The 13,411-nt window shown below is 49.2% G+C and carries 12 protein-coding genes and 1 tRNA gene; 1 reads left to right on the forward strand and 12 read right to left on the reverse strand.

Features of this window, described 5'->3' with window-relative positions; all coding sequences use genetic code 11:
- Positions 1–31 precede the first annotated feature (31 nt).
- From HH215_RS23030 to HH215_RS23060, 7 genes are all read right to left on the reverse strand, one after another.
- Positions 32–3,103 (reverse strand): hybrid sensor histidine kinase/response regulator, encoded by a 3,072-nt coding sequence (locus HH215_RS23030; protein ID WP_169282033.1) that lies wholly within the window; start codon positions 3,101–3,103, stop codon positions 32–34.
- A 173-nt stretch (positions 3,104–3,276) separates the two neighbouring features.
- Complete coding sequence (gene atzF / locus HH215_RS23035) at positions 3,277–5,037, reverse strand: allophanate hydrolase (RefSeq protein ID WP_169282034.1); 1,761 nt, start codon at positions 5,035–5,037, stop codon at positions 3,277–3,279.
- Between the two features lie 3 nt (positions 5,038–5,040).
- Positions 5,041–5,748, reverse strand: coding sequence for a biuret amidohydrolase (gene biuH, locus HH215_RS23040; RefSeq protein ID WP_169282035.1), 708 nt, complete (start codon positions 5,746–5,748; stop codon positions 5,041–5,043).
- A 646-nt stretch (positions 5,749–6,394) separates the two neighbouring features.
- Positions 6,395–6,485 (reverse strand) — tRNA-Ser (locus HH215_RS23045).
- A gap of 74 nt (positions 6,486–6,559) precedes the next feature.
- Entirely contained in the window at positions 6,560–6,778 is a 219-nt protein-coding gene (locus tag HH215_RS23050) for a DUF951 domain-containing protein (RefSeq protein ID WP_169282036.1), read from the reverse strand.
- Positions 6,779–6,824: 46 nt separating this feature from the next.
- Complete coding sequence (locus HH215_RS23055) at positions 6,825–7,688, reverse strand: mechanosensitive ion channel family protein (RefSeq protein ID WP_169282037.1); 864 nt, start codon at positions 7,686–7,688, stop codon at positions 6,825–6,827.
- Between the two features lie 43 nt (positions 7,689–7,731).
- Complete coding sequence (locus HH215_RS23060; protein WP_169282038.1) at positions 7,732–7,977, reverse strand: putative Se/S carrier protein; 246 nt, start codon at positions 7,975–7,977, stop codon at positions 7,732–7,734.
- A 195-nt stretch (positions 7,978–8,172) separates the two neighbouring features.
- Between HH215_RS23060 and yyaC the strand changes: the two genes are divergently transcribed.
- Positions 8,173–8,805 carry a spore protease YyaC gene (gene yyaC, locus HH215_RS23065; RefSeq protein ID WP_169282039.1) on the forward strand — a complete coding sequence of 211 codons (633 nt, stop codon included), beginning with the start codon at positions 8,173–8,175 and terminating at the stop codon, positions 8,803–8,805.
- Here the strand turns inward: yyaC and HH215_RS23070 are convergent.
- The 5 genes from HH215_RS23070 to noc all read right to left on the reverse strand — a co-directional run bounded on the left by HH215_RS23070 (position 8,780) and on the right by noc (position 13,160).
- A complete protein-coding gene (locus HH215_RS23070) occupies positions 8,780–9,271 on the reverse strand; it encodes a DUF4446 family protein (protein WP_169282040.1) in 492 nt (163 codons plus the stop codon). The genes yyaC and HH215_RS23070 overlap by 26 nt on opposite strands.
- Positions 9,272–9,306: 35 nt before the next feature.
- Positions 9,307–10,482: an aminotransferase class V-fold PLP-dependent enzyme gene (locus tag HH215_RS23075; RefSeq protein WP_375140457.1), complete on the reverse strand. Its 1,176-nt coding sequence runs from the start codon at positions 10,480–10,482 to the stop codon at positions 9,307–9,309.
- A gap of 95 nt (positions 10,483–10,577) precedes the next feature.
- Positions 10,578–11,432: a ParB/RepB/Spo0J family partition protein gene (locus HH215_RS23080; protein ID WP_169282041.1), complete on the reverse strand. Its 855-nt coding sequence runs from the start codon at positions 11,430–11,432 to the stop codon at positions 10,578–10,580.
- Entirely contained in the window at positions 11,413–12,186 is a 774-nt protein-coding gene (locus HH215_RS23085) for a ParA family protein (protein ID WP_169282042.1), read from the reverse strand. Before HH215_RS23085 ends, HH215_RS23080 begins: the two co-directional genes overlap by 20 nt.
- A 161-nt stretch (positions 12,187–12,347) precedes the next feature.
- Positions 12,348–13,160, reverse strand: coding sequence for a nucleoid occlusion protein (gene noc, locus HH215_RS23090; protein ID WP_169282043.1), 813 nt, complete (start codon positions 13,158–13,160; stop codon positions 12,348–12,350).
- Positions 13,161–13,411 lie beyond the last annotated feature (251 nt).

Here is a 13,411-nt window from a genome sequence, read left to right on the forward strand (position 1 = left end):
TTTCGCCTTGAAGAAGGGGCCTGTATCCGTTTTAGAATTTCGCCTTTTTTACCATGAAAATGATTGTCGTGCCGCTACCGGGGGAACTGATAATCCGCAAACCTTGACCATATAACTGCTTAAGCCGCCGATTCGTATTGCGCAAGCCGATTCCCCGATCTTGGCCGCCATGGTCGTCCAACAACCGCCGCCGGGTGCTCTCGTCCATCCCCACGCCGTCGTCCTCGATTCGGACTTCCGCGCAATCCTCGTACTCGACGATTCGGATTCGGATCTTGCCGCCGCCAACGCGCTTCATAATGCCGTGTCGGACCGCGTTCTCGACGAGGGGCTGGATCGAAAGGGGCGGAACCGTTAAGTGAATACTTTCATCGACATCCCATTCCACTTGTAATCGATTCTCGAATCGTTCTTTCTCTATGTACAGGTAAGATCGAACGAGATCCAACTCATGCCGCAAAGGCACGATCCGCTCCAAATTCCGCGGATCGAAGCTCGCCCGTAAATAATTGCCGAATACTTCGACCAACGTGCGCATCCTTACCGTATCCAGCTCGCTTAACGCGGCGATCGAAGTGAGCGTGTTAAACAGGAAATGCGGCTGGATTTGAGCTTGAAGCCATGCGGCTTCCATCCGTAACCTTTCGCGGAATGATTTCTTGCCGTCCGTTAACGCCCGTACGCGGGATTTCAATTCCATAGCGTCCACCGGTTTAACTAAGTAATCGTTTGCCCCTGCTTGGAAGCCGGCTTCGATATCTTCCGGTTGACCCCGAGCGGTCAGAAGCAAAATCGGAAGTTCAGCTATTTTATAACGTTCGCGGATCGCGCGAGACAATTCGAACCCCGACATTCGCGGCATCATGACGTCCGCGATGACCAGATCCCACTCTTTCGTCGCCAGTATAGCTATGGCTTCATTCCCGTTCTTCGCCTTGGTGATCTCGTAGCTTTCCATCGCGAGAACCTCTTCTAGGACGCGTAAATTCACCGGGTCGTCATCGACGACCAGAATATTCGCTATGTCCGCAGGATCCCGTTTGTAAAGTTCCGGACCCGAAGCCAGCAACGCCGCGGCGGTCTCTTTCATAACGTCCGGCATTACTAAAGCCTTCGCGGGAACTTCCTCCCGAGTAACTTCATCCTGCGGTACGTCCTCATCCGATATCGGTAGAGTAAAGGTAAACTCCGATCCTTCGTTCGGAGATGAAGTTACCGATATCGTGCCCCGATGTAACTCCACCAGTTGCTTGCAAATGCTCAGCCCTAGCCCAAGTCCGCTCACATCTCCGGCTTGAATCGGGCCGCGCCCCTGCTCGTAAGGCTCGAACAGGACTTGCTTCGTGTCCTCGTTCATGCCAATGCCGGTGTCCGACACCGCAACATAGGCTTGTCCATTGCGAAAGGATGCGTCGACCGCGATGTATCCTTCGTTCGTAAACTTCGCCGCGTTGTGCAGAAGGTTAAACAAGATTTGAACGAGGCGATTCTCGTCGGCGACCACGGGAGGGAAATCGTCCGGAACCCGATTGATCAATTGAATCGGCTTTCCTTCCGTCATAAACCTCACCATGTCCAGGACGCCCGAAACGACGCCTTGGACGTTGACCGCGCGAAGTTGCAGATTGATGCGGTTCTCTTTCAGCCTTGCGAGGTCGAGCAAATCGTTCAGCAACAACGACATTCTTTTGCCAACGGAGACCAATAGCTCCATGTTTTCGCGATTAGCGGTTTCGTCATAGTTGCCGTTGCCTCTAAGCAGCGAATGGCCTATGTTCAGCATAGCGTGAAGCGGATTGCGCAATTCATGGGACGTTCTGGCCAGGAACTGGTCTTTCAGCCTATCTTCCTCCATCATTTTCATGGCATGCTTGACCGTTTGCTCGGATGTCCTAAGGTATCTCTTGAACCAGTACGATGCAAAAGCAACAAAAGCGGCGATCATATCCATCGGGTAAAAACCCATTTCCTGCCAAAACGATGCTCTGATGAGTCCCCAGATGATGTTAAACGTTACGGCGCTTACTCCCATCAAAATAAAGATCGTGTCTTTATTCCCTTTCGTCACGCTCCGGAAAGCGAGCACGGAAATGACCAAATAAGGGATCATGATGATGATAGTATGAAGAGCATCCATCCTCGTCAGCCAATTAACGGGCAAGAATAGAGCAGCCAACGAATATGCGACGCAGACTGTCGTATAGGCTCGCAAACCCCGCTTTCTCCCGCTTCCTGGCATAAGATAACTCATGAATTGCATAAGAAATCCCGCAATCCCAAGATAGACGATATAAAAAATCCTATAGCTCCAGTCGTTGTCGATCGGAAACCACACGAGAAGCAGTTGACTATCGTCGATCAAGGTAGAGATCATCGCGCAAACGACAAGTCCGAAAAAATAAAGCAACCCACGCTGGCGGACTCCCATGAAATATAAAATGACGGAATAGGCTGCATGTACCAATAAAATCAGACATAAGCTTATTTGCAGCCAGGAAGACATTTGCGCATTCTGACTAATCGAGATGCCGTCGCCGAATACAATCGGCCCGAAGATTCCTCCCCCCAACCGGTCATCGAAATTCGCCACTTGAACGACGATCTCGATTTCCTCCCGATCAGATGCGAAGATTGCCGTGTAAGGAACGTTCCTCGCCGTATAGTCGTCCGCGCTTTCGCCCGTCTCGCCCGAACGCCCCAACATTTTCCCATTAACGAACAATTCCGATGACGAGGGGATCATCGGTACCTTAATTCCGTATATTTGCTCCGCGTCGCCGTTAACCAACACTCGCAGCCGATAAGAGCCGTAACCGAACGGCGGTCCATTCCATTTTCCGGGCACCTGCAACATGGTTCTCTCCGTCGGGGACGGAAGCGCTCCGTTATTATCCATGATCAATTGATTCTGGTAAAACTCCCATTCGCCCCTCAGCGAGATTAACCCTTCCGAATCGAGTTCCCGATCTCTCAGATCCGCGACACCTTGGACGGTCTGAGCTATATTCTGCGGAGTGAGATAAAATATCCAGACGAGCCGCACGCCAAGCAGAACTAATAAGAACGATATGAGGATGAGAACTACTCTTCTAGACGTTAGCATACGATTCTCCGTTCGGGCTCGACCTAGCTTGATCAAGCGTTACCCAAACTTTACCACAAAACAAATAAGACCGGATATCGGAACCCGAATCCGGTCGATCGCTTTAAGGTAATTTGGGAGATTGGGGAACGATTTTGCCCGCATCCTTATCTAGCGCGCCTCACGCGGATCATTCACTTTACTGATTTCCAGCCCCCATAGTCGGTGATATCCTCGGATCCTCTAGTCGAATAGGGTTCGCAGACGAACCCGGGAACTTCCGTTCCATCTTCTAGTTCGACCTTGCCTATCCCAAGAGGTGCCGGTATGTTAGCCACGAAATGCCCGAACTTATCGAGCGGCATTTCCCACACCTCAAGAGCAATGGATTTGCCGTCTTCGGGTCGTTTAACTAAGCCTGGCTTAGCCGGGTTGGTCGATAGCTTAAACATCCTGTACTTTTCAACCGTTCTGTCTTCGCGTAAAAACCTTGCTCCGTATTGCAGCATCTGCGTCTCAAGTGCCAATCCCCTCATGTGTAAGCCGCAAACTGCCACAAGCGTATGTTTAGGCGTTGGTTGCATCGTTGTTTTATGTCCTTCTCCGCTTACGAAGAACTGTGCCGCTCCAATCGCATAACCTTCGTTAGAAGCTAGAGAGAATATCGTAATTCCGAACGGCAGCTTCTCATCCGCAGCTTCCGCGGGTACGGCCACCCCGAACAAATCCAGCAGATTACAATGATTCGTATAGGTTCCCATTTCCGTATTCGTCTTAATGGGGTCATTGCGAACTTGCTCCCGCGTCCAGGTTCCACCCGCCGTCGGCATGATAAGCACCGCACCCTTCAACAGCTTGTTCGTCTCAAGCTTAATCGACTGAAGAGCATGCATGGCGCGGAACACCGATGCTCCATCGTATTTCGAAGCCGATCCCGAGCGCAATATTCTTTCCGTAACCGGCAATACGCTGTTGGGATGCGCATCTATGAAGCTACCGAGACCCGCCCATCTTTCCTCGACGAACGGCCCTCCGTACAACAAGTTCGCCGCCTGGTGAAAACCGCGAACATCCACATACTCAATTGGAATCCTTAATTGCTCGAGACGTCGGACCGCCTTCTTCCACGCTTGTTCGTATTCACTTGCATAGGGTCCGTAAAAGTGTAGCGACCCTTCCGGCAATAACAACTTGCAAGGAATAGCCGCTTGAGGCAATGGCAGTTCCTTCGACCATGGATCCGACTCATCCGGTCCTCGTACGATGCGGTCGACTTCCAGCGCATCTTCCAGGCTATTCGTGAACGCCGTTACGCAATCCAAGCTTGCGCTTGCCGGCACAACTCCTCGGATCGGCCAAGAGCCAAGGCTGGGCTTATATCCGAATATCCCGTTTAACGATGCAGGAACGCGCCCTGAACCGGCCGTGTCCGTTCCCAGGGAGAACGCGACGTGTCCGCGGGCGACCGCCACTGCCGAACCGGAGCTAGAGCCTCCGCTAATAAGTTCGCCCCTTAAAGCGTTGTGCGTTTCGCCATAAGGACTTCTGACGCCTACAAGACCCGTCGCGAACTGGTCCATATTCGTCTTTCCGATCGGGATAGCCCCAGCCGCTATTAGTCTCTCGACGACCGTGGCGTTGTCCTTAGGCACATATTGATAATCCGGACATGCAGCCGTAGTCGGAATGCCCGCCCAATCGATGTTGTCTTTGATCCCGAACGGTATGCCCCATAGCGGACAGACGGACGGATTTAGTTCGGAGAGCCGATCGAGGTACGGGCGGATACGCTCCATGCGCGGCGGAGTAATCCATATGTTCTTGTCGGCGTCCTCTTCGGCGCGCCGAATGATTTCCGTTACGACTTCTTCCGGAGAGGTTTCACCGGATCGATAGGCGTTGCGCAATTGCTCAATGGACAATGGAGTAGATTGATCCTGCAATTGGAGTTTCATCGTTCATCCGCCTCTCTGCTCGCTGAGGGATAACGATGCAAGCGACTCCGCCACCTTAACCGAATCGGATACGCTACCGAACACCCCGCCTTGCATGGTCACCATCTTAAGTGCGGCTGAATGGTTATCGGGATCCGTTGCGCCCGTACAGTCTTCTAAGATCAAACATTCGTAACCCCGATCGTTCGCTTCGCGCATGGTCGTATGCACGCACACATCGGTCGTAATTCCCGTTAAAATCAAGTTCTGAATTCCCCTCGTTCGTAGTACGAGATCGAGATCCGTCGCGTAGAAACTGCCTTTACCCGGTTTGTCGATAATGATCTCGCCGGATATCGGAGCTAGCTCTTCGATGATCTGCCAGCCGGGCTCGCCCCGAACGAGAATTCGTCCCGCCGGTCCCGGAGATCCGATCTCCGCTCCGATTTGTTTGCTGCGCCACCTCTTATTGTCCGGTAGATCGGATAAATCCGGACGATGACCTTCCCGAGTATGAATAATCGTGAAACCCGGAATCTCTCTCGTCAGCTTTAACAATCGCTTGATGGGTTCAATCGCCCGACGAGTTAGCGATAAATCGTATCCCATTCGGTCGACATAACCCCCTTTGCCGCAAAAGTCGATTTGCATATCGATCACGATCAGAGCCGTATTATCGGCTCTCAGCTGGCCATTATAAGGGTACGCGTAAGGATTTGCTTCAATAAACATCGTTCCCGCTCCTTTGCGTTATGATTATGTTATATATATCATTTATTTGTTATATTATATAACATCATTGATGAGGAGTCATTGTTTAAGGATCATAATCAGAATCGAGCATTTTTGTGTTCTGATCATAGGTTTGATGAACGCAAAAAATACGACGAACCATAAATAGACCCTCTACATATTCCGTAGAAGGCCCGTTCTCATCCCACTCCCCATATGCAAAAAACCGATTCCTTTTCAGGAATCGGGCTCGTTTTTCTTATATGGCGGAGAGAGTGGGATTCGCTCCGTCTCTGCGTATTAGTGGCCTTCGGCACATTCACGCTCAATGCGACTATCACGCCGGGGCCTACGAACATGCCTTTTGGCATGTTCGCTTAACGGCCCGTTCTCATCCCACTCGCCATACGCAAAAAACCGATTCCTTTTCAGGAATCGGGCTCGTTTTTCTTATATGGCGGAGAGAGTGGGATTCGCTCCGTCTCTGCGTGTTAGTGGCCTTCGGCACATTCACGCTCAATGCGACTATCACGCCGGGGCCTACGAACATGCCTTTTGGCATATTCGCTTAACGGCCCGTTCTCATCCCACTCGCCATATGCAAAAAACCGATTCCTTTTCAGGAATCGGGCTCGTTTTTCTTATATGGCGGAGAGAGTGGGATTCGAACCCACGCACGCCTCGCGACGCCTAGTTGATTTCGAGTCAACCCCCTTGGGCCTCTTGGGTACCTCTCCGCAGCAAGAATAATAATATCAAATAATGGACGGACATGCAACTGGATCGTTCATCCATATTTTCGCTCCGTTGTTTACTCCCCTTCTCCCTGTGGATCCCCACCGGCCGACTTCAAAACCTTCTTCAGGCTCTTCTCGAACTTGGCGCGAGGAAGAAGAATACTATGTTTGCACTTTACGCACTTGATCCGGATATCCATCCCCATACGGATGATCTCCATCTCATTCGCTCCGCATGGATGCTGCTTCTTCATTAGCACGATATCGCCGAGTTCAAACTGTTTCCGCTCCATTAAGTTTCCCTCCCCCGACCCCGCATGTTCGATCCTATTGACGACATTACGTAGTCGCTTCCGTCCTTGACGTTTCGAATGCCTTCTTAAGCTCCGTGTTAATTAACCGGGTCACTTCTCCGGTCGTGTTCGGTTTACACCTGGCCGTAATTCGTATCGTCATCTGGTTCAGCGCCAACGTCTGGATGCCTAGCACTTCGGGTGTAGCCGTAATGTTAGCATCGTTAATTTGGACGAGAACGCCCCGGATCGTATTCATCATTTCTTCAATCGTGTTCTCATAAGCAATCGTTATGTCGATAACCGCGAGCAAAGGATTAACGGAAAAATTCGTCACTTCATTAATGAGGCCGTTAGGAATGATGTGAACCTCGCCCGTCCAATTTCTTATCCTTGTGGCGCGCAGTCCGATCATCTCGACCGTCCCTTTGAAATCCTTCGACTGAATGACGTCCCCTACGGCAAACTGATCCTCGAAAATAATGAAAAATCCGGTAATGACGTCTTTGACCAAACTTTGAGCTCCGAAGCCGATGGCCAGCCCGATTACACCCGCGCCGGCGAGTAAAGGCGCAATCTGAATATTAAACTCTCCTAGGATGAGGAGGATCGCTATGAAATTAAAGATATACGAAGCCGTATTTTTCATCAACCTGGCCATCGTCTGAACGCGTCTTACTCTCAGCTTTAACCGCTTCGATTTTTTCTCGTGCGTCACATGATCGATGAATCGGTTGACGACGATCAAGACGAGCCGGGTGATGACAAAGATCAAAATAATCCGCAGAAGTACCATAGACGCCGACGTCCACATTTCCGTATCGCGAATCATATCCCATATCTGATCAATGAATTGATTCCACGGGTTTTTGTGGGGGACAACTTGTTCTACTGCATATAAAGAACGCATACTTCAAATCTCCTTACTAAAAAAACTATTCTTGCGTATCGTATCAAGCAATCTCCGAATATCCGTCCGGCGTTTTCTCGAACAAACCCCTGATCTCTACGTTTTCCGATAGAATAATTAGTTTGACTTGATCCAATTCGAGGCTAGGAAACGCAATCGATAAAGCGCACCCCGCCGTGATTTCTTTCGGTGTCGGACAAATGTCGATTTCGATATCCGCATACTCGAGGAGCATCTCCGCTCGCAGCGCTTGTTGAGTGGAATCGAAGGCGATTAAGAGAGTGTCCATCGCGAATACCTCCTGCTTACAAGTATAACAAACTTACAATCCTTATCCTTTCTAAGCGATTCGGAATTTATTGGTTTTTCGTCGTTATTGGCCGTCCCAGGTCGGCCAAATCTATTTATGCTTGTCGTCCAAGTATAAATACGCTCTTTCGTCCATATACTAGTAACATACTAGGGTAGGAGGCGAATCGGACGAATGAACGGCGCGTGGGAGAAACGTCCGGGCTCCGCACCGGATTCAGCGGCGCTCTCTTTAAAGATTCCTTTTAACGAACCAACCGTCTTAAACCGACTGTCGCAGAATCTTGAATATTATTTAGATGCGTTACCGCAAGATCGTCGGATCGTCATCGTATGCGTAGGTACCGATCGCTCCACGGGAGACTCTCTAGGACCATTAGTCGGCACGGCACTAGCTAGGGAATACAGCACTTCCTTCGATCTCTACGGCACCCTGGAGGAGCCGGTACACGCCATGAACCTAGGGGATACCTTGCTTAAGATCTCGAGAAGCTCGCGGCAACCCTTCGTCATCGCCGTAGACGCCTGTCTTGGACAAGTATCCAGCGTCGGATGCATACAAGTCGGATCCGGTCCCGTAAGGCCCGGAGCAGGCGTTAACAAGGAGCTGCCGCCTGTTGGAGATATCCATATGACCGGCATCGTGAACGTCGGAGGATTCATGGAATATTTCGTCCTTCAGAACACCCGCTTAAATCTCGTCGTGAAGATGTCGGAAATCATTGCTCAAAGTCTATTAAGCGCTGTACATAAGACACGCAGTAACAGTAGCAGTAGTTCGGTTATCCCTTTTGCGTTGCCAGATTGATCGCGATCTTCTCTTCCGGCGTCAGCATGTAGGCAGATTGTCCTTTGTCGATCGGCTTCGCGTACAGGAACGTTTGTTCCCGACCATGAATGCCGGTGATGACGACCCCGTCTTGATCATCATTAATGAAGGCTACCGAGAAGCTAAGATCGCTTCCGGAATCCGAGAACGCGTTAAACCGATGAACGCCGATTCGCCCTTTCAAGGTCGATAGGCGTTTTTCTTGTTGCTCCAGCTTCTCGCCTTGAACAAGCTGCCGATTATCCATGGACGAGATTCTTTCATGCAATGCGTTCATAACCTCTTCCATGTTGTGTACGCCCGTATCTCCAACGATCTTGCGCTGAGCTTCTTTTAACTTCCTCAATTTACTTGTGACGACTATGAGCCATATGAATAATATCAAGAGCAGCAGACCTACACCTGCCGCAATGGCGATCACGATTTGTTCATTCCAACCTTCCATGTTTCCTGTCTCCCCCGTCATCCCTTGCTCTGATCTTATTTTCCGTTTCTCAGGTTCCGGCTGATCTCCTCGACCGCCTCTATCATTGATACGATTTCCGATTTTTCCGTAAAATATCCGGGACTGGCGCGTACGGCCCCCGTCTCGTATGACCCTGCAGTCTCATGTCCTAAAGGCGTGCAATGAAATCCTGCCCTCACCGCTATCCCGAATTGTTGATCTAACAGAAAAGCCATTTCCGACGGATCAACGCCCTCCAACAAGAATGACACAATGGCCGTACGCTCCACCCCGATATCCGGACCGAGCAATGTTATTCCCGGAATGCCCTGCAGCCCCTCCATGAGTTGGAAGGTTAATCGTTGCTCTTGGTTGTGAATAACTTCCGTCGTTTCTTTTAAAATAAACCCGACGCCCTCCGACAGTCCCGCTAGACCGACCGTATTCTGAGTTCCTGCTTCATATCGATCCGGTCGAATCGTCGGTTGCTCAGGCGCTTCCGACTTACTCCCCGTCCCTCCGTGCATCAGAGGCTCAAGCTCCAGATTAGGGTGGATGTACAACCCTCCCGTCCCTTGCGGACCCATCAGACCTTTATGACCCGGAAAAGCTAACAGATCGATTCCCATGCCCTCAACGTCAATCGGCAACACCCCTGCGCTTTGAGCCGCATCAACAAGCAGCTTGACGTTCCTTCGGCGCGCGATTTCACCGATCTCCGCAACGGGAATGATAGAACCTAGCAAATTCGAGCTATGCGTAACTACGATCATTTTCGTATTCGGAAGGATTGCACGCTCTACTTCTTTTACATTCAATAACCCTTTGGCATCCGTACCGATATAAGTAACTTGAATGCCCAGCTTCCTTTTCAAAGCTTCGAGAGGCCGTCTGACCGAATTGTGTTCTACCGTCGTCGCAATTACATGGTCCCCTTGCTTCAACATCCCTTGAATAGCAAGATTTAATGCATGCGTCGTATTCAACGCGAATGCAATATCGTTGGGATTACTTATTCGGAACAACCTAGCTAACCGTTTGCGGGTCTCGAACAGCACCCTACTCGCTTTAACGGCCATCGCATGACTGCCGCGCCCCGGATTGGCCGCGCTCTCTCTCATGCTGCGCTCCATAGCTTCCGCTACCGTCGGAGGCTTCGGCCAGCTTGTTGCGGCATTGTCTAAATAGATTATTTTTTTCGATTCCATCATTCGTTTTTCACCGTCCTAAACGCAACAATAGCATACCTTAGTTTAATGCTTCCTTAGGAAGATTACAACTTGGGTATGCTATCGATTATTCCATACTATGCCAACGCTTTAAGCAATTCTAGTAGACGCTCCAAATCGTTCTTCCCGAAATAGGAAAGCTCGATTTTACCTTTATCTTTATTCGCTTTAATGCGAACCGTCGTTTGAAATTTTTCGCGAAGCGACTCTTCGAGTTCCTCCAGGAATGGATCCCGTTTCTTCGATTTCGCCTTGGCTTTCGCTTTTACGTTGACCTTGGCCTCCGTATTCTGAACCGCCTCTTCCAATTCGCGCACGCTCCACTCGGAAGCCACGGATTGTTTCGCCAATTCGCGTTTAACGGACTCGTCTTTAATTCCCGCCAACGCTCTCGCATGACCCATCGATAATGTTCCACGTGAAACATAATCTTTGATTTCATCGGGAAGTGCTAACAACCGGAGAAAGTTTGCGATGTGGGAACGCGATTTCCCTACCTTAAGGCTCAGTTCTTCTTGCGTAAGTTTGAACTGATTCATGATCCCTTGATAAGCGACCGCCACTTCGATAGAGTTCAAATCTTCCCGTTGCACGTTCTCTATTAATGCAATTTCCATGACTTGCTGATCATTGTATGTTCGGACAACCGCAGGCACGGTTGCATTGCCCAGTAATTGAGAAGCTCTGAACCTTCTCTCTCCCGCGATTATCTCAAATCCAACCAATGCTTGACGTACAACGATCGGTTGAATGACGCCATGCTCGCGTATCGATTCCGCAAGCTCTTTAATCGCATCCGGATCGAACGTTTTACGAGGTTGATAGGGATTGGCGCGGAGCTGCGTTAACGGAATTTCAACGACCTTATCGTCTTCTTTAATAGAAAGAGAAGTAATTAGCGCATCTAACCCTTTACCTAGCCGCTTGCTCATAAGAGATCACTTCCTTCGCCAACTCGAGATACACTTCTGCACCTTTGGACTTCGGATCATAAGTAATAATCGATTGTCCGTGAGACGGAGCTTCGCTAAGTCTTACGTTACGCGGAATAACGGTCTGATACACCTTTTGTTGAAAATACTTCTTTACCTCTTCAATAACTTGAATACCTAGATTCGTGCGAGCATCGAACATCGTCAACAACACGCCCTCGATCTGCAACGATGTATTCAAGTGTTTCTGAACGAGTCGAATCGAGTTAAGTAACTGGCTTAACCCTTCCAATGCGTAATACTCGCATTGAATCGGTATTAGCACCGAATCCGCCGCCGTGAGTGAATTAATGGTCAATATCCCCAAGGATGGTGGGCAATCGATCAGAACGTAATCGAAATCGCCGCGAACAAGCGCCAATGCCTTCTTAAGACGAATTTCCCGCGACATCGTTGGCACCAGTTCGATTTCCGCTCCAGCCAATTGAATCGTTGCCGGAATAATCTTAAGATTCGGGATTTCCGTATCCGAAACCGCTTGTTTAGGATGAACTTCGTTGATTAACACGTCGTAAATACAATAATTCACGTCCGCTTTATTAATTCCGATTCCGCTTGTCGTATTGCCTTGGGGATCGATATCGACAATCAGAACTCGTTTGCCAAGAGAAGCAAGACAAGCGCCGAGATTAACCGATGTCGTGGTTTTACCGACCCCGCCCTTCTGATTGGCAATCGCTATTATTTTAGACAACCTAATTCACCTCAATATTAATGAAACAAATATCAAACACCTTCATAGACGCCGGATGAAGATTAAACGAATGTTCGAAAACAAAAAACGGACCCCCGCAACGCTTACCAACTTCCGCTCAATGGCAGCGTATATTTCTAACAAGGGCATCCGCAAATGAATTAACGCTTAGGAATTCGGATGATAATCTCATAATGATCATCGCAGTCTTTTTCGCTAGCCTTAATCGGTATCCCGGATCCGTTAACCATATCGACGGATTGCCGAATCGTATTCAAGGCAAGACGTACATCCTTCGTGAAGGAAATGCGTTTTTTCTTAGGTTTTGCAACTTCCAAGTAGAACGCGATCCGGATTTCCGTCTGTTTAACGTTAAGTTCCTTCTCGATGATCTCGTTTAGTACTTTATTTTGCATTTCTTCGTCTGGCAGAGAAAGAAGCGCTCTTCCGTGACGTTCCGTAATTTTTCTTTCCAACAAGGCAAGCCTTACCGTTTCGCCTAATTGCAGCAATCGTATCTTATTGGCGATCGTGGATTGGCTCTTGCCCAATCGTTGTGCCAAGCTTTCTTGCGTCAACTGGTGTAAATCGATAAGTTTTTGATAGGCAATGGCTTCCTCAAGAGCAGTTAATCCTTCACGTTGAAGATTCTCTATTAACGCTACAGAAGCAGCTTGCGAATCATTGATTTCTCTAACGATTCCCGGTATGTAATCCATCCCAAGCTTCGTTACCGCTCGCCAACGACGTTCGCCGGCAATGATTTCGAACTTCCCGTCACGTACTCTAACTACGATCGGTTGTATAATCCCATGAGTCTTGATCGTTTGACATAACTCATCGATCCGATCGTCATCGAACACCGTTCTCGGTTGATAAGGACTCGGCACGATCTCATGTATCGGTAATTGTTTAACTTCTTCCTGATTGCTGCGGTCAGATAAACCGAGCAGTCTTGAGAATTGCTCTTTCATTTCTCTCGGATCACCACATTAAGTAAGATAGGCGGATATTTGGTCCATAGCGACGAAAAAGCGCCGACAATATGCGTCGTGAGGCGCATAAGCGGCACGCTGATCTGTTATTCTATTATATTCGCTATTCCAACCCGATTTCCTGCTTGAGAAAAAACTTTCAAGCCCGAAATCGTTAAGATACAACCTAATCTAGCAATCCTATTCTAGGATATCACGTTTAAATAGTCTCCGTAAACGTAAAAATGTTC

It is taken from the genome of Cohnella herbarum, assembly GCF_012849095.1.
Classification (GTDB): domain Bacteria; phylum Bacillota; class Bacilli; order Paenibacillales; family Paenibacillaceae; genus Cohnella; species Cohnella herbarum.